Consider the following 17,184-nt stretch of genomic DNA (forward strand, 5'->3'; position numbering starts at 1 on the left):
CCACCAGGGGAGAGGGCTATGTCTGCTTTACGCGAAGATCTTCGCGAACTGGTCGAGCGCGGCCTTGAGCTTGCCCTTGGCCTCGTCGCCCAGATCCTTGGTGTCGCGGATCATCGCCAGCACATCGGCGTGATCGTTGCGCAGATAGGCGAGCATCGCCGCTTCGTAGCGAACGACCTGCGCCACCGGCACGTTATCGATGTAACCGTTGGTGCCTGCGAAGATCGACGCCGTCTGCTCCTCGAAGGGCAGCGGGTTGAACTGCGGCTGCTTGAGCAGCTCGGTCAGGCGCGCACCGCGGTTCAGCAGCTTCTGCGTCGAGGCGTCGAGGTCCGAGCCGAACTGCGCGAAGGCGGCCATTTCGCGATACTGCGCCAGCTCCAGCTTGATCGAGCCCGACACCTTCTTCATCGCCTTGGTCTGCGCGGCCGAGCCGACGCGGCTGACCGACAGGCCGACGTTGATCGCCGGGCGAATGCCCGCGAAGAACAGGTCGGTTTCGAGGAAGATCTGGCCGTCGGTGATCGAGATCACGTTGGTCGGGATGTACGCCGACACGTCACCCGCCTGGGTCTCGATGATCGGCAGCGCGGTCAGCGAACCGGCGCCGTTGGCGTCGTTCATCTTGGCCGCACGCTCCAGCAGGCGGCTGTGCAGATAGAAGACGTCGCCCGGATAGGCTTCACGGCCCGGCGGACGGCGCAGCAGGAGCGACATCTGGCGATAGGCGACGGCCTGCTTCGACAGATCGTCGAACACGATCAGCGCGTGCATCGCGTTGTCGCGGAAATACTCGCCCATCGCGGTGCCGGTGTAGGGCGCCAGGAACTGCAGCGGCGCGGGCTCCGACGCCGTCGCGGCGACGACGATGGAGTACTCCATCGCGCCATTCTCTTCGAGCGTCTTGACCAGCTGCGCCACGGTCGAGCGCTTCTGCCCCACGGCGACGTAGATGCAGTAGAGCTTCTTCGACTCGTCGGCGCCCGCGTTGACCGTCTTCTGGTTGATGAAGGCATCGATCGCGACGGCCGACTTGCCGGTCTGGCGGTCGCCGATGATGAGCTCGCGCTGGCCACGGCCGACGGGGACGAGGGCGTCGATCGCCTTCAGGCCGGTCTGGACCGGCTCGTGCACGCCCTTGCGCGGGATGATGCCCGGCGCCTTCACCTCGACGCGGCGGCGCTCGGTCGCCTCGATCGGGCCCTTGCCGTCGATCGGATTGCCCAGGCCGTCCACGACGCGGCCCAGCAGGCCACGGCCGACCGGCACGTCGACGATGGTGCCGGTGCGCTTGACGGTGTCGCCTTCCTTGATCTCGGCGTCCGAACCGAAGATCACGACGCCGACATTGTCGGCTTCGAGGTTGAGGGCCATGCCCTGCACGCCATTGGCGAACTCGACCATCTCGCCCGCCTGGACATTGTCGAGGCCGTAGATGCGCGCGATGCCGTCACCGACGCTCAGCACCTGGCCGGTCTCGCTGACCTGGGCCTCGGTGCCGAAATTGGCGATCTGGTCCTTGATGACCTTGGAGATTTCTGCGGCGCGGATATCCATGGGAACGTCAGCCTTTCATCGCGCTGGCGAGCGCATTCAAACGGGTGCGGATCGAGCTATCGATCATCTGGGAACCGATGCGGACGACAAGCCCGCCGAGCAGGTCGGGATCGACCGACAGGTCGACCGACACCTCGCGGCCGACGCGGGTGCGCAGCTGCTGCTTCAGCTCGGCGACCTGTCCTTCCGTCAGCGGGTGGGCGCTCGTCACCTCGGCCGCGACCTCGCCGCGATGGCGGCTGGCCAGCTGGCGGAAGGCACGGATGATCTGCGGCAGCGCCGAGAGGCGCCGATTCTCGGCGAGGACGCCGAGGAAATTCTTGGTCACCCCGTCCAGGCCCAGCGTGTCGGCGACCGCCAGGATCGCCTTGACCGCCTGGCCGCGCGCGACGACCGGGCTTTTGGTCAGCGCGACCAGATCCTTGTCGGCGGCCAGCGCGTCGCGAAGGGTCACGAGGCTCGCCTCGATCGTGTCGATCGAACGGCCCTGCTCAGCCGTTTCGAACAGCGCGAGCGCATAACGACCACCCAGGCTCGCCTGGATGCCGCCTGTGCCGCTTATAGTACCGCCGGACATCTCCACGGATGCGAATTCCTCGAACAACGAACGGGTTGGCCCCATGGGGAACGGGGCGCGAAAAACGCGCCTCCGATGGGTTGGCGGGCGGTTAGCATCGGGAACCTTTGGATGCAAGGTGCGTGGCACATGTTATGACAGGTTGGTGACGCAGGCGTGAGAGCTTTGGCCGCAAGCCGTGGGATGAAAGCCACAATGGATTTTGCGAGAACTGACGCGCCATGACCGACATCACGCCCCAACCGCTAGACGAGGACGCCGCCTGGGCCGCCTTCGACGCGCGCGACCGCAACGCGGACGGCCGGTTCATCGTCGCGGTGAAGACCACCGGAATTTACTGCCGCCCAAGCTGTGCGGCGCGGCGTCCCCGACGCGAGCATGTCCGGTTTCTGGACAGTCCGCAGACCGCGCGCGCGGAAGGATTCCGCGCCTGCCTGCGCTGCCTGCCCGATACGGTGACGCGCGACCGGCAGGCGGTGGCGGCGGCGATCGCCCTGATCGAGGCGGCCGAAGCCCCGCCGTCGCTGGAGGCGCTGGCCGCGCAGGTCGACTATGCGCCGCATCATTTCCACCGGCTGTTCAAGCGCGCGACCGGGGTGACGCCCGCCGCCTATGCCAGGGCGCGCCGCACCGCCCGCGCCGCGCAGGCGCTCGCGGCCGAGCCCAGCATCACCGCCGCGCTGTACGAGGCGGGTTATGCCGCGCCCAGCCGCTTCTATGCGGACAGCGACCAGCGGCTGGGCATGGCGCCGGGTCAGTGGCGTCGCGGTGGCGAGGGGGTGAACGTCGTCTGGACGATCGTCGGCTCGCCAATGGGGTCAGTGTTGGTGGCGATGACAGAGCGTGGCCTCGCCCGGATTGCATTCGAGGAAAACGAACAGGCGCTGGTCCGCTCGCTACCCGCCGCCGCCATCGGCCCGGCAGACGATGCGACGCGCGACCATATCGCCGAAATCGTCACCGCCACCGAAGTTCCCGATCCGCTATTACCCGAACCTGCCCGGCGGATCGCCTTTATCGAGGCGGTGTCGCAGGCGCTGCTGGGGACGGACTGAACCCAGCGATGCCGTCATTGCTTCGCTCCGCTCGCAATGACGGGCACACGCAAGGCGCCCCGGAACGAGCCGGCTATTCGGTCTTGTCGCTGACGGCGGCCAGCGCGGTCTTCACCGCATCCTGATTGCCGCTGTCGAGCAGCGCCAGCAGCGTCGCCGCCGGATTGTCGGGCGGCATGTGCGGATCATAGGCGAGCGGACGCAACGTGCGCTTCGCCTGGTCGATCTGCCCGGCCGAAATCTGCTGGCTGGCCATCATGAAGCGAAGCCCCTGATCCTGCGGCACCAGTTCGAAGGCGCGCTCCAGCCCCTTCACCGCCGATTCGCGCGGACGCTCGCCCGCCATACGGAAGCTGCTGTAGAAGACCGCCAGCGGCTCGGCGGCATTGGGATCGGCACGGTTGGCCCGGATGACCCAACTTCGCGCCTCGTTCCACCGCGCGGGGTCCTTCGTCTTGTCGCTGGCGGCGCGGCGCAGATGGAGCAGCCCCTTATAGAGCAGCGCCTGTTGCAGGTCGGGCTTCACCGCCAGCGCCCGATCGGCCGCCGCCTCGGCCGCCTGGTCCTGGCCCGCGTCATAGGCCATTTCGGCGAACCAGCCCTGCGCGACCGCGTCCTGAGGCCAGGCCGCCGCCACGGCCGAGGCTCGCGCATAGACTTCGCCCGCGGTGGTGCGGTCGACGCCACGATCCGACTGCATCCGGTACGGGATCATCGCCTGTTCTCCCGCACTCAGCACGCGCACCGATACGTCGGCCTTGGGCAGCCGTTCGAACCGGACCAACATGCCGGGAATCTTGCTTTGGCCCAGATAGCGACCCAGTTCCCGATCCAGCTGCTTCAGCGATCCGAACGCCTCGTTGCCCGCGTCGATGCTGGACTTGCCCTCGTTGAGCAGGGTCACATAGCGATTGAAATTCGCGACCCGCGTCGCATCGAACATCAGATAATGGGTGAGCAGCCAACCGCGTCCATAGACCTGGTCGGTTTCCATATCGCTCAGCTTGCGACGCGACGAATCGAACAGCGTCTCGATCGGCAGCTTGGCCGCGTCGAGCAGGCCATAGGCACGATGCTGGGCCGCGACGCCGAGCATGATCCCGTCCCGCTCGAAGCGTGCCGTGCCGGCGAACTCGGCCGCGCCCTCGGTGTACCAGGCCGGATAGGCGACCTGGAAATTGCCGAGCAGGAAATGATGGGCATATTCGTGGAACAGCACCTGTTGCGGCTGCAACCCGTTGGGCCCGTCATTCTCGCCGCGCATGGGCGTGAACGCGACCGAGCCGGAAACTCTGCCCTCATAAAAGCCCGCGATATGATCGCCGCCCTTGCCATAGAGCCGCCGCACCGCCGCCTCGTTGGGCAGGACATAGACGGTGACGGGGTTGCTCTCCTGCCCGTCGACCTCGGGCTTATGATAGAGATAGCGGATCGCGCCGTCGAACTGTTCGAGGCGCGTCGCCATGGTGCGGATCGCGTCCTCGGACATGTTGCCGTAGAGGATGAAGTGCCTCGCCCGCGCCTCGCGCCATTCGGCCTGGGCGGATGTCGCCGCCAATGCCCCCACACACGCCAACATCGCGGCCGCCATCCAGCGACGGGCGCGCCTTCCCCCCTTGGTCATCTCCGGCCCTCCCAAGCCGCATCAGTCAGACCGATTATGTCGTCGAAACGATGGCGACGGCGCAAGCCCTCATAGGCGCGCTGTAAGGATCAGCGGCCCGAGCGGCAGGTGTAAACCAGCTTCTCATTGGGCAGCGGGGGCAACTGCTGGCGGATTTGCGCCTGCACAGCCTCCAGATTCTGGAGCGCCTTGTCGGTTTTGACGCAGGCCTTGGGCGTGGTCGGCTGTTCCAACTTGCGGATCGCGTCCATCGTGGCGGCGGGCAGCATGTAGCGGGTCTGGGTATAGGTGCGCGTGACCGGATCGAAGCGCGCGACGGTTACGGTCGGCTCCTCCTCGGGCACGATGATCCGTTGCCAGCCGCCCTCGCCCTCCAGATACTGGACGCGGCCGTCGGCGCAGCCGTTCGCGCCCCAGTCGAGCCGCGTTTCGGCGGTGGACGACACGGTGATCCGGCTGCGGTCGGGGATCAGGGTGCAGATCATCGGCCCGATCGCCGTGCCGGGCGCGCTCGGGCCGCCGGTCGTCGCGTCCATGCCCGTTGCCATCGTCTCGCGCGGCAGCTGGATCTCGGCGGAGGGGCGCAGCAGGAACACGACGACCGCCGCGACGATCGCCACGCCGCCCACCGACACGGTCCAGATCGCCGCCCGCCGCGATCCGCGCGACTCCAGCAGCCCGGCCGCGCCGACCGCCAGCGCGCCGCCGACCAGCAGCAGGGCCGCGACCGCCATGACGTTCTCGCGCAGCCGCTCCGCCTGGCCCCGTGCCGCGTTCAACGCCTCCTCGCGACGGAGCGCCGCGGCGTTGGCGGCCTCGCGCTTGGCGGTGGCGGCATCGGCGATCGCGCGTGCATCCGCCGCGCTGTCCTCGCGCAGCCGCTCCTCGATCGAGGTGCAGGGCACGCCGACCGAGGCATAGGGCTGCTTGGCCTCGCGCAGGAACGCCATCAGCTCGGTGTCGGCGATCGCGAAGCCGAAGGTCGAATCGCCGTCATCGGCGCGGGTCAGCGCCGAATTGACCCCGATCACCCGCCCGCACGGATCGAGCAATGGCCCGCCCGAATTGCCCCGCGCGATGCTGGCGGTGTGGAGCAGCACCTCGATGCCCGTCAGCGCACGGCGGCCCGAAGCGACACCCTGCGACCGGACGGGCGACAGCGGTCGGATATAGTCCGCCGCCGACTGCGCGGTCGCCAGGTCGACATTGCCGGGATAGCCGAGCGCGATGACCTGGTCCCCCTCCGTCACCGGGCCGGTGAAGAGGGCCACCGGCGGCAGCCTGGCCTCGCTCACCTCGATCAGCGCCAGGTCACGGCGCGCGTCATAGGCGATGACCCGGCCCTGATAGGATTTGCTGCCTTCCGACGGAACGACGCCGATGACGACATTGTCGGGATAGCGCTCGGCCAGTTCGACGACATGCGCATTGGTGACGATGCGGTTCGGCGCGACCGCAAAGCCCGAGCCATGACCGAACCCGGCCACCTGGTCGTCGACCATGGCGATGGTGACGACCCGCACCACGCCGCGCGCGGTCGCGGCGATGTCGTCCGCCCCGGCCATCGCGGGCGACAGTCCGACCAGGGTCAGGAGGACGGCAAGGACGAACCGGCTGAGCATCGGACAGGGCCATATCCCGCCCTTTCCACCGCCTGCAACCGGGATCGGTTAGGCTTATGGTAAATCTTGGCATTTAGGGAATGGCCGAATGCCATGGGGAATGTCGGGATGAGTGCCTTCGGTCGCCGTCAGGGTTTGGGAAGCGGGGCCGCCGGTCGCCCGGCCTTCGGGGTGGCGCGCCCGATGCACGGCCCCGGCCCCATCGCGCGTCCCGATTCCGATTCGTCCGCACCTGGTGGGGGCACGCAATTCCCGCCGCTGAATGCCCTGGAAGGCGCGATCGCCGTGCCCGGCACCGCCGCCGACGCGATGCAGCGGCTCGCCGAGCGCCAGGCCGCCTCGATCGATCCGACCCCGGCGCGCGGCGAGGGCTTCGAGGCGTCGATCCACCGGATCAAGGAACAGGTCCTTCCCCGCCTGCTCGAGCGCGTCGACCCGGAAGCCGCCGCGACGCTGGGCAAGGACGAGCTGGCCGAGGAATTCCGCCCGATCATCGGCGAGGTGCTGGCCGAGCTGAAGCTGACGCTCAACCGGCGCGAACAGTTCGCGCTGGAAAAGGTGCTGGTCGACGAGCTGCTGGGTCTGGGTCCGCTCGAGGAGCTACTGGCGGATACCGACATCACCGACATCATGGTCAATGGCCCCGAGCAGACCTATGTGGAGCGCAAGGGGCGCCTCGAACTCGCCAATATCCGGTTCCGCGACGAGGAGCATCTGTTCCAGGTCGCCCAGCGCATCGTCAACTCGGTCGGCCGCCGCGTCGACCAGACCACGCCGCTGGCCGATGCGCGGTTGAAGGACGGCAGCCGCGTCAACGTGATCGTGCCGCCGCTGTCGCTTCGCGGCACCGCCATCTCGATCCGCAAATTCTCCGCCAAGCCGATCACGCTCGACATGATGGCAAGCGGCGGGTCGATGAGCCAGGACATGGCGACTCTGCTGAAGATCGCGGGCGCGTCGCGGTTCAACATCGTGATTTCGGGCGGCACCGGCTCGGGCAAGACGACGATGCTGAATGCGCTGTCCAAGATGATCGATCCGGGCGAGCGCGTGCTGACCATCGAGGACGCGGCCGAGCTTCGCCTGCAACAGCCACACTGGCTGCCGCTGGAGACGCGCCCCGCCAATCTGGAGGGCCAGGGCGAGATCAGCATCCGCGACCTGGTCCGCAACGCCCTGCGTATGCGGCCCGACCGGATCATCCTGGGCGAAATCCGCGGGTCGGAGTGTTTCGACCTGCTGGCCGCGATGAACACCGGCCATGACGGATCGATGTGCACGCTCCACTCCAACTCCCCGCGCGAGGCGCTGGCCCGCATGGAGAATATGGTGATGATGTCCGACATCAAGGTGCCGAAGGAGGCGATCAGCCGCCAGATCGCCGACTCGGTCGACATGGTCGTCCAGGTCAAGCGCCTGCGCGACGGCAGCCGCCGCGTGACCAACATCACCGAGGTGATCGGCATGGAAGGCCCGGTGATCGTGACGCAGGAACTGTTCAGTTTCGAGTATCTGGACGAAGGCACCGACGGCAAGATCATCGGCGAGTATCGCTCGTCGAACCTGCGCCCCTATACGCTGGACAAGGCCAAGCAGTTCGGTTTCGACAAGGCGTTGCTGGAGGCGTGCCTGTAGGGAATCAGTCCTTCTTGGCCTCGATCCCCATATATCGTTCGGCATGCTTCCGAACGTCGCCGCCGACCCGGTGGTCATAGGCGAGCCATGCGCCGGTCACGAGCATCGTCCAGAAGATGCTGAACAGCGAGCCGACGAGGAAATATTCGGCGAAGGCCCGCTCGTCCATGTCCTTGAACCGCGCGACCGTCTTGAGCGCGATGACCGCAGCTAGGTCGGATCGACATTCAGCGTAACCATATCATGGCGGCGGCGAGATGTACGAAGCCGGTGAAGTGAGCAGTTCGGCGGTCGTAGCGGGTGGCGAAGCGGCGGAAATGTTTGAGGCGTCCGAAGCATCGCTCAATCTGGTTGCGGTGCCTGTAGATGTCGGCGTCGTGCGGGATTGCGACCTTGCGATTGCGTTTTGACGGGATGACAGCGGTGGCGTTCATGCCTGCGATCCGGTCACGCAAGTCGTTGCCGTCATAGGCTTTGTCGGCCAGCACCGCCACGGCGTGCTGACCTTCGAGCAGATCAGATGCGGAGGCGATGTCGCTGGCTTGCCCCGGCGTGATGCGGAACCGCACAGGGCGACCGAACGTGTCGGCGAGCATGTGAATCTTGGTTGTCAATCCACCTCGGGAACGCCCCAGCGCCTGATCCTTGGCCCCCCTTTTCCGGTCGCAGCCTGCTGGTGTGCTCGAACGATGGTGCTGTCGATCATCAGATACTGGTTGTCCCGGTCGGCCGTCAGCGCCTCGAACACCTGCTCCCAGACGCCGGCGTGGCACCAGCGGCTGAAACGCCGATGCACCGTCTTCCACTTGCCGTAGCGTTCCGGCAGGTCGCACCAGTGCGCTCCCGAGCGCAGCACCCACAAACATCCGTTTACGAACAATCGGTTATCTGAACCCGTTCGGCCGGGATCAGTCGTCTTGCCCGGAACCAGCGACGCAATCCGCGACCACTGCGCCTCGCTCAACTCGTAACGCTTGATCCCCATCACTCCCTCCGCGCTTTGACACGGAGGCCTATGAATCAGCCTGCAGCGGCTTTGGGAAGCCTGAATGTCGATCCGGCCTAGGATTTCCCAGCTCTGCGCGATGATCCCGACCGCCAGGATCAGCCGTTCGAAAGCGCCGATCCAGCGCCCCGCGCTGTGAACCGGCGTGGGCAGGTGCGCGATCGAGTCCTTCAGGCCGGTCAGGTTGAAAATGCCCCGGCAGATTTCGTTGCCTAGCCAGACCAGCGCGATCAGCGCTATGCCGGTGTAAACGAATATGTGCAGCATGTGTCGGCCCCCGGCAGGTCATGGCGCTTGTCGAGTTCGATCAGCGCCTTTTGAACCGCATTCCATTGTGTCGTGTAGAGATCGTAATCCCCAGCGTTACGCACCTTGTAGACATTGAAATTGCCGACATCGCGCGCTCGGGCCACGTCAGCCACGGAAGCCCCCCCCAATAGAGCGATGATGTCATCGCGCTGAACTTTGGACCATTTGCGCTCTATGGCACTGATGCTGGCGCCGATGGCTTCCAGCAGGGTTTCCAGAAGCGGATCCTGTGGAAGGGAAAATTGGTAGAGGCTTGCCGATCGCTTCTCGCCCAGCCGTTCGCGCGCGGCAGCGAAACCCGGCCCCATCATGTTCCAGGCACGCTCGGCGTTGAGCGGGGTCTTCAGGTCAACCAATCCAACGACGAACCGACATTCGATATCCTGCCGCATCAGGTCGAACCGTATCTGCCGCGCTGCCCATGTGGCGGCGACCAGCGAGGTCAATAGCCCCTGAAACTCGTCGCCCAAGGTGATGGTCAGCGGCGACATTATGTCGGCGGCCAGATGCACATTCTGTAGATCGATCGCTGCGTTAAATGCGACATGAAGCTGTTCGGGGTCGGCATGGCGTTCGCTATCGACCACATCGCCCATCAATACGGCATAGCAGGACATAAGCGTATAATGTCACCTGTCAGAATCGCCCCCAAACGGGCCAATTGCCGTTGTTGCCCCAAGAATGGGTCAATTTCAATATTGACCCGAAAATGGGCCAATAGATCTTTATGATTTTTGAGTGTGCCGCCGCCGTCATCCTCGCGCGCAGCCTCCCGTCGGGTTAGGCGTTGGGGCGTGATGCGTTCGCTGCTCTATTTAGCCCCCATTCCCCTGTTGCTGACCGCCGCGATGATGGCCCCCTCTGCGACCCGCGAGCCCAGCGCGGCCCCGGCGCAGGAGGATGTCGTCGCCGCCGCCGCGCGCGATCCGGGGGTTTCGACCCTTTCATCCGATGCCGAGCAACGCTGGATTCACTTCCAGCTGACGCCGGGCAACCAGATCCGCTTCGCCATGACCATCGACGGGCAGCAGGTGAGCGCGATCCTCGACACCGGGGTCAGCTTCACGCTGCTTTCGCAAAGCTCGCCCGTCGCGGCCAAGGCCAAGGTGCGGCCCGGCGGGCAGGCCAGCGCGATCGGCGGGGCGGTGGCGATCGGGTGGATGCCGACGCGCAGCCTGTCGCTGGGCGGGCTGACCCGCAAGGGCGGCGGGGTGGTGGTCGCGCCGCTGCCCGCGCTCGCGACCGGGGATGCGACGCCGGTCGATCTGCTGGTCGGGCGCGACCTGCTCGCAGCCCATGCGCTCGACATCGATTATGCCGCCAAGTGGTTTCGCCTGATCCCGTCGGGGCGGATGCCCTTCACCGGCGCCACCGCCCCCCTCACCGTGTCGACCGAGCGGCGCGTCTATGAAAGCATGGTGGGATTGGGCGCGGCGAAGCTGTCGCCGATCATCGTCGATACCGGCGACGGCTCGGCGCTGACCGTCACCCAGGCGGGCTGGCGCGCGGCGAAGCTGACCTCGCTGCCGACCACCACCGCGATCGGCTTCGGGCTGGCGGGGCCGACGGTCAACGACCTTGCGATCGTGCCAAGCGTGCGGCTGGGCACCCTGACCGCGCATGAGGTGGAGGTGCGGATCGAGCCGCCACAGGGATTCAGCGAATCGGTGGGCGCGGCCGGACGGATCGGCTCGGGCTTTCTGCAACGCTATCGCGTGCTGCTCGATCCCGGCGCGGGGCGGATGATCCTGAAGCCCGGCCTCCATGCCGACAGCCCGGCCCAGCGATCGACCGCCGGGCTGTTGATGGGCGTCGCGGGCGACCGGCTGCGCGTGCTGCACGTCATGCGCGGTGGCCCGGCGGCGGCGAGCGGCTGGCGCGAAGGCGACACGATCTGCGCCATCGACGGACAGCCCATCCCCCGCGACTATGTCGACAGCCCGCTCGCCCGCTGGACGGTGGGCAAGCCCGGCACGGTCGTCCGCTTGCGCACCTGCGATGGACAGGACCGGGCGCTGACGCTCAAACGCTTCTACTGACGCGATTTTCCCCATTCGCGCGCGACGGTATAGCCCAGATAGCCGGTGCCGAAGAGCGCATAGAGCGGCTCGGGAAGGGCGGCGAGATACTGCGCCATGCCGCGTACCATCGCCGCCGCCATGCCGGGCCGCACCCCCGCCAGCAATCCCATCGGGATGCTCCAGAGCAGCAGCGCATACATGACATAGAGAAAGGTCGGTCGCGCCCGGCGGGTCCAGGCATCGGTGGCATCCTCGCCGTTCATGACAGGCGATCCGCGAGCCAGCCGTACAGGAACGCCTCATTGGCCGGACGCCGCTCGGCCAGCGTCAGATAGCGTTCGCCCTGCAGCGCTTCGACCGCCTTGAGCAGCACGACCTCGCCCGCCGCCCCCCGGTGGCGCAGGAAAGCATCGAGTGCCGCCAGCGTCGCCGCTCCGATCCGCCCGTCCGCCGCCAGATCGGGATAGTCGCGCGCCCCGCGATTGAGCGCGTTGAGCGCACGTTGCAGGAAAGCGGTGGCGACGTTCGGCCCCATATTGACGCCGGTGTCGAACAGTTCCTCCGCCAGCCGGGGCGCAAAGGCGGCCACCCGGTCGAAGCCGGGCGCGGTCCAGTAAAGGCGGCGATAGATCACCTCGGCCCGCGCCAGCGGCAGGCGGCGCATCGGCCCGGTATAGCCGTCGGCACGCGCCACCGCCTCGGTAATGCCGAACCGCGTCGCGCCGCCGCGATCGGCCGGATGGTCGCTATAATCCCCCTCGCGCGCGATGACCTGCGCGATCAGCGCCTCGACGCGAACGTCGTCCCCCTGCCCCATGATGGTCTCCCCCGTTACGAGGAATGAGGAACCATATCGGTTCGTTGTAGGACAGCGGAATCTGATCCTCCCCGGCACGGGGAGGTGGCAGGGCGAAGCCCTGACGGAGGGGGGCTTCCACGCAGGTCATGCTTGGCCGCACACCCCCCTCCACCATGCTGCGCATGGCCCCCCCCTGCCGGGGAGGATTTCAGGTCAGTCCAGCACCGTCCGCGCCAGCGCCAGCGTGCCGAGCGGCCCGGCCTGGTCGCCCAGCTGGGCATGGACGATGCGGTTGGCGACCTCGGCGGCGTTGACGAACGGCAGATAGCCCGACAGCTTCTCGACCGTCGCGGCACGTACCATGTCGAGCAGCTGCGGCTGGCCCACGCCCACGCCGCCGCCGATCACGATGCGCCCGCACGCCAGCGTCAGGAACAGCCCGGCAAAGCTCTCCGCCAGCGCATCCGCGACGAAGGTCCAGGCGGGATCGTCCTGCGCCAGCTCCTGCGCCGGGCGACCGACGCGCGCGGCGATGCCCGGCCCCGCGACCAATCCTTCCAGGCAGTCGCCATGGAAGGGGCAGGCGCCCACGAAGTCGTCGCCCGCCATCCGGCGGACGCGGACATGGCCTGCCTCGGGATGCATCCGCCCCGACACCGGCTGGCCGTTGACGATGATGCCCATGCCGACGCCGGTGCCGACCGTGACATAGACATGATCGGCCAGGCCGCGCGCCGCGCCCCACTGCCCCTCGGCCAGCGCCGCGCCGGTCACGTCGGTATGGATCGCGACGCGCTCGCCAAAACCCTCGGCCAGCGCGCCCGCCACGTCGGCGCCCGCCCAGCCGGGCTTGGGCGTGGCGAGCATGTGGCCATAGTCCGCATCACTCTTGTCGAGCGCGATCGGGCCGAAGCTGCCGATGCCCAGCGCCTCGGGCTTATACTGCTCGCGCCATTCGGCCAGACGCTGGCGCAACGCGGCCAGGGTCACGGCGGGAGTGGTTGTCGGCAGGCGCTCGGACACCAGGATGTCGCGCCCGCGCCCGATCAGCACAATCGATTTCGTACCGCCCAGTTCGACTCCTGCGACGATCCGGTCCTGTGCCTCGGTCATTCCTATCTCCCGCCAGTCGCTTTGCTTGAATGCAGCGCGCCTGCGCGAAACGGCGCGTCGCGGTCAAGGGGCGGGGATCAGAAAATCGGCTGGCCGACCAGGGCGACGACGATGGTCCAAGGCGATGGCTTTCGACACGAACAGGCGGTCCCGCGTTACAGGTTCATCAGTCGATAGAGATTGGTCGCGCGCAGATTGGCAACATGCGCGACCGCCAGCACCAGCCCGCCCGCGACGGTCAGCGCGGTGTCCATGCCCTGCCCCTCGAACGCCAGCCCGAGGACGAGCAGCCCCAGCCCCGCCGCGCCCGCCATCATCGGAAACGCCGCCCGGTGCCGTCGCCACCCGCCGAACAGGGTCAACCCGCTGAGCGGCACGGCGACGACCAGCATGACGATATGAAACGCCTCGCCCAGATCCGCCCATTCGGCGATCGCCGGAAGAAAGGCGATCAGCACCGGCAGCACGAGGCAATGGATCAGGCATAGCGTCGAGGCGGAAATCGCCAGCGCGTCCAGATGCCGGAACCCGCCATGAGGGCTGCGGGATAAAGCTGTGTCGTCAATCATGATGCTTGATTCCAATCACCCCCTCAACTCCCTATTGATACAATGTATCATGATTGGCAAGAGGCAACCGCCAGCCTTTGCATTAGTATTCCGTATAATATAACGTCGACCCCGACATGGATGGGGAGGACGGGATGAAGACAGGCACCAGGCTTTGGCTGAGCGCGAGCATGTCCGTCCTGATGGCAAGCGGCGCGACGGCCCAGACGGCCCCCGAACATGCCGCCCCCGCCCGGCCCGACTGGGAGAACCCCGCCGTCAACCATATCGGCGCGGAGCCGATGCACACGACCTTTGCGGGCTTCGAGTCCCGTGCCGCCGCGCTGGCGGGCGATGTCGGCAAATCGCGCTATCACCTGTCGCTCGACGGGATGTGGAAAGTCCACATGTCGCCCAATCCCGAGGCGCGGCCGGTCGGCTTTCAGGACCCCGCGCGCGACGTCTCGTCCTGGCGCGAGGTGGCGGTGCCCGGCATTTTGCAGGCGCAGGGGCTGAGCCGCCCGGTCTTTGTCGGCAGCGGCTACCCCTTTCCGCGCAACGAGCCGTTTATCGAGCACCGGCTGAACGAGGTCGCCTCGTACCGCCGCGACTTCACGGTCCCCGCTTATTTCGCCGGACGCCGCCTGCTGCTCAATGTCGGCGCGGCAGGTGCGGCCTATTATCTCTGGGTCAACGGCCAGAAGATCGGCTATTCCGAGGACTCCAAGCTCCCGACCGAATTCGACATCAGCCGCGCCGCCAGGCTTGGCAAGAACACGATCGCGATCGAACTCTATCGCCATGCCGACGGCAGCTATCTGGAGGATCAGGATTTCTGGCGGGTCAACGGGATCGAGCGGTCGATCACCCTCTATGCCGCGCCGCAGACGCATATCCGCGACCTGGAGATCGATGCGGGGCTGACCCATGACTATCGCGACGGCACGCTGTCGGCGCAGGTCGATCTGGCGGGGGCGGCGCAGGGAACGAGCGTGCGCGCGACCCTGCTCGACGGCAAGCATGCTGTCCTGACCCGCACCGCCACGCCGACCGGCACGTCGGCGACGATCACGGCGGAGGTTCCCGGCGTGAAGACATGGAGTGCGGAGGATCCCAATCTCTATACGCTGCTGGTCGAACTGCTCGATGGCAAGGGCAAGCTGATCGAGGCGACCAGCCGCCGCATCGGCTTCCGCACGGTCGAGATCGCGGGCGGGGAGGTCCGGGTGAACGGCAAGCGGATCATGATCCGCGGCGTCAACCGCCACGAGCATGATCCCCACACCTTCCGCATCGTGTCCGAGGAGACGATGCGGAAAGACATCGAACTGATGAAGGCCGCCAATATCAACGCGGTTCGCACCTCGCACTATCCCAATGATCCGCGCTGGTACGATCTGGCCGACGAATATGGCCTGTACGTGATGGACGAGGCCAATATCGAGAGCCACGGCTATTTGAGCCTCACTCAGGAAAAGGGCGATCCGACGCTGAACCTGGGTCACAAGCCCGAATGGGCCGCCGCGCATCTCGACCGGGTGCAGCGCATGGTCGAGCGGGATCGGAACCACCCTTCGGTCATCTTCTGGTCGCTGGGCAATGAAAGCGGCGTCGGCCCGAATTTCGAGGCGGCGGCGAAATGGGTGCGCGCGCACGACAAGACGCGGCTCATCAACTTCCTGGGCTATAGCATGAGCGGGTGGCGGCACCCGACCAACGCCTATGTCGACATCTTCGCGCCGATGTATGACGATGTCGAGAAGCTGGCCGATTACGCCACCCGGCCCGAGTTCACCCAGCCGCTGATCCTGTGCGAATACGCCCATTCCATGGGCAACAGCCTAGGCGACTTCCAGGGTTATTGGGACACATTCCGCAAATACCCGAAGCTCCAGGGCGGCTTCGTCTGGGACTGGGTCGACCAGACCATGATCCTGAAGGACAAGCAGGGTCGCCCCTATTGGGGCCAGGGCCTCGATTATGACCCCGATCCCAAGGATGCCGGGCTGCACGGCGACGACAGCCCGGTGGGCGACGGCGTGATCCAGTCGGATCGCACCCCCGATCCCGAATATTACGAGATGGCGCATGTCCAGTCGCCGATCACCTTCACGCAATCGGGCGGCGGCTGGCAGGTGGTCAACCGCCACGACCATATCGACCTGTCGCGCTTCACGCTGGACTGGACGGTGCTGGAGAATGGCGTCGAGACCGCGCGCGGCAGCATCGCGACACCTTCGGTCGCGCCGGGGCAGAGTGCGCCGCTGGCCTTGACCCTACCGCCCGCCAGGGACCCCGGTGCCGAGCGCTCGCTGATCCTGCGCGCGCGAACCAGGGCGGGCGCCATTCCCCCGCTGCCCGCGGGCCAGGTCATCGGCTGGGAGCAGTTCGCGCTGTCGCCCCCGGTCTTCGCAGCCGCCGCACCCGCCGGATCGGTCGCGCCGGAGGAAAGCGCCGGTGCGATGACGCTGAAGGCCGGGAACGCGGTGCTGGAGATCGACCGGACGACCGGCCTCGTCCGCCGCTATGCGCGGGACGGCAGGACGCTGCTGACCGGGGGCTCGCCCAATTTCTATCGCGCCCCGACCGACAATGATGTCGGCGCGGGCGTGCCCAAGAGCCATGACATGTGGCAATATTTCTCCGCCCACCGCCGCCTCGACGCGATCCGGCAGGAGGGCAATGCCATCATCGTCGATCACGACATGGGCATCGGATCGGTCAAGATGCAGACCCGCTGGACCATGGCCCCGGACGGTGCGGCGACCGCGACGGTGCGCTTCACCCCGCTGCGCATGACGCTGCCCGATCCGCTGCGCGTCGGCCTTGCCTTCGCGACGCCCGGGCAGCAGTTCACCCAGGTCAGCTGGTTCGGGCGCGGCCCGTGGGAAAGCTATGCCGACCGCAAGACGGGTGCGATGATCGCGCGCTGGGACGGCAAGCTGGCCGACCAGTATTACGACTATGCCCGGCCGCAGGAGAGCGGCAACAAGACCGATGTCCGCTGGATCCAGCTGACCGGAACCGGCCCCGACGCCATCAACGGCCTGCGCGTCACGGGCGCGCAGCCGCTGTCGGTCAACGCCCTGCCCTTCCCGTACGACGACCTCGCGATGAAGCCGCCCGCACAGGCGCACAGCTCGGACATCCGCCCGCATGGCGACGGCACGCTGCTGATCGACGCCGCGCAGGTCGGGGTCGGCGGCGATACCGGCTGGAACCTCGATGGCCGCGCGCACATGCCCTATCGCATCGCGCTCCAGCCGCTGACCTACAGCTTCACCATCGGGGCGGCCCGTTGAAGGGGTTATTCACCCT

At 66.8% G+C, this 17,184-nt stretch carries 15 protein-coding genes; 4 read left to right on the top strand and 11 right to left on the bottom strand.

Annotated features, from left to right (window positions below):
* Positions 1–27: 27 nt before the first annotated feature.
* Both atpA and AC1GI4_RS07545 read right to left on the bottom strand, forming a co-directional pair.
* A complete protein-coding gene (gene atpA / locus AC1GI4_RS07540; RefSeq protein WP_479629120.1) occupies positions 28–1,557 on the bottom strand; it encodes a F0F1 ATP synthase subunit alpha in 1,530 nt (509 codons plus the stop codon).
* A gap of 7 nt (positions 1,558–1,564) precedes the next feature.
* Positions 1,565–2,134, bottom strand: a complete 570-nt coding sequence (locus tag AC1GI4_RS07545; protein WP_294274841.1) for a F0F1 ATP synthase subunit delta — start codon at positions 2,132–2,134, stop codon at positions 1,565–1,567.
* 221 nt (positions 2,135–2,355) lie between these two features.
* Here AC1GI4_RS07545 and AC1GI4_RS07550 point away from each other — a divergent pair, with 221 nt between their 5' ends.
* Positions 2,356–3,189 (top strand): bifunctional transcriptional activator/DNA repair enzyme AdaA, encoded by an 834-nt coding sequence (locus AC1GI4_RS07550; RefSeq protein ID WP_479629121.1) that lies wholly within the window; start codon positions 2,356–2,358, stop codon positions 3,187–3,189.
* A 73-nt stretch (positions 3,190–3,262) separates the two neighbouring features.
* On the opposite strand, the gene AC1GI4_RS07555 is transcribed toward AC1GI4_RS07550, so the two are convergent.
* Both AC1GI4_RS07555 and AC1GI4_RS07560 read right to left on the bottom strand, forming a co-directional pair.
* Positions 3,263–4,813: a tetratricopeptide repeat protein gene (locus tag AC1GI4_RS07555; RefSeq protein WP_479629122.1), complete on the bottom strand. Its 1,551-nt coding sequence runs from the start codon at positions 4,811–4,813 to the stop codon at positions 3,263–3,265.
* An 89-nt stretch (positions 4,814–4,902) separates the two neighbouring features.
* A complete protein-coding gene (locus tag AC1GI4_RS07560) occupies positions 4,903–6,435 on the bottom strand; it encodes a S1C family serine protease (RefSeq protein ID WP_479629123.1) in 1,533 nt (510 codons plus the stop codon).
* Between the two features lie 108 nt (positions 6,436–6,543).
* Between AC1GI4_RS07560 and AC1GI4_RS07565 the strand changes: the two genes are divergently transcribed.
* On the top strand, positions 6,544–8,070 hold the full coding sequence (locus AC1GI4_RS07565) for a TadA family conjugal transfer-associated ATPase (RefSeq protein WP_294270151.1): 1,527 nt from the start codon (positions 6,544–6,546) through the stop codon (positions 8,068–8,070).
* Positions 8,071–8,074: 4 nt separating this feature from the next.
* Here the strand turns inward: AC1GI4_RS07565 and AC1GI4_RS07570 are convergent, their stop codons facing one another.
* From AC1GI4_RS07570 to AC1GI4_RS07580, 3 genes are all read right to left on the bottom strand, one after another.
* Positions 8,075–8,239, bottom strand: coding sequence for a hypothetical protein (locus AC1GI4_RS07570; protein ID WP_479629124.1), 165 nt, complete (start codon positions 8,237–8,239; stop codon positions 8,075–8,077).
* 58 nt (positions 8,240–8,297) lie between these two features.
* Positions 8,298–9,049 (bottom strand): IS5 family transposase gene (locus AC1GI4_RS07575; protein ID WP_479630338.1). Its coding sequence is split into 2 segments (ribosomal slippage): positions 8,298–8,719 and positions 8,719–9,049, totalling 753 coding nucleotides; the frame shifts between segments, so codons are not numbered across the junction.
* A gap of 263 nt (positions 9,050–9,312) precedes the next feature.
* Entirely contained in the window at positions 9,313–10,002 is a 690-nt protein-coding gene (locus AC1GI4_RS07580) for a SatD family protein (RefSeq protein WP_479629125.1), read from the bottom strand.
* A 180-nt stretch (positions 10,003–10,182) separates the two neighbouring features.
* On the opposite strand from AC1GI4_RS07580, the gene AC1GI4_RS07585 reads away from it, so the two are divergent.
* Positions 10,183–11,424: a retropepsin-like aspartic protease gene (locus AC1GI4_RS07585; protein ID WP_479630373.1), complete on the top strand. Its 1,242-nt coding sequence runs from the start codon at positions 10,183–10,185 to the stop codon at positions 11,422–11,424.
* Here the strand turns inward: AC1GI4_RS07585 and AC1GI4_RS07590 are convergent.
* The 4 genes from AC1GI4_RS07590 to AC1GI4_RS07605 form a co-directional block, all read right to left on the bottom strand.
* Positions 11,418–11,669, bottom strand: coding sequence for a 3TM-type holin (locus AC1GI4_RS07590; RefSeq protein WP_479629126.1), 252 nt, complete (start codon positions 11,667–11,669; stop codon positions 11,418–11,420). The two genes, AC1GI4_RS07585 and AC1GI4_RS07590, sit on opposite strands and share 7 nt — an antisense overlap.
* Positions 11,666–12,223 (bottom strand): glycoside hydrolase family 108 protein, encoded by a 558-nt coding sequence (locus tag AC1GI4_RS07595; protein ID WP_479629127.1) that lies wholly within the window; start codon positions 12,221–12,223, stop codon positions 11,666–11,668. The genes AC1GI4_RS07590 and AC1GI4_RS07595 overlap by 4 nt, the downstream gene beginning before the upstream one ends.
* Positions 12,224–12,418: 195 nt before the next feature.
* Positions 12,419–13,318 (bottom strand): ROK family protein, encoded by a 900-nt coding sequence (locus AC1GI4_RS07600; protein ID WP_433909802.1) that lies wholly within the window; start codon positions 13,316–13,318, stop codon positions 12,419–12,421.
* Between the two features lie 155 nt (positions 13,319–13,473).
* Positions 13,474–13,887: a MerC domain-containing protein gene (locus AC1GI4_RS07605; protein WP_479629128.1), complete on the bottom strand. Its 414-nt coding sequence runs from the start codon at positions 13,885–13,887 to the stop codon at positions 13,474–13,476.
* Positions 13,888–14,057: 170 nt separating this feature from the next.
* On the opposite strand from AC1GI4_RS07605, the gene AC1GI4_RS07610 reads away from it, so the two are divergent.
* Positions 14,058–17,168, top strand: a complete 3,111-nt coding sequence (locus tag AC1GI4_RS07610; protein ID WP_479629129.1) for a glycoside hydrolase family 2 TIM barrel-domain containing protein — start codon at positions 14,058–14,060, stop codon at positions 17,166–17,168.
* The last annotated feature ends 16 nt before the right edge of the window (positions 17,169–17,184 follow it).

Source organism: Sphingomonas sp. 77B, from assembly GCF_056497825.1.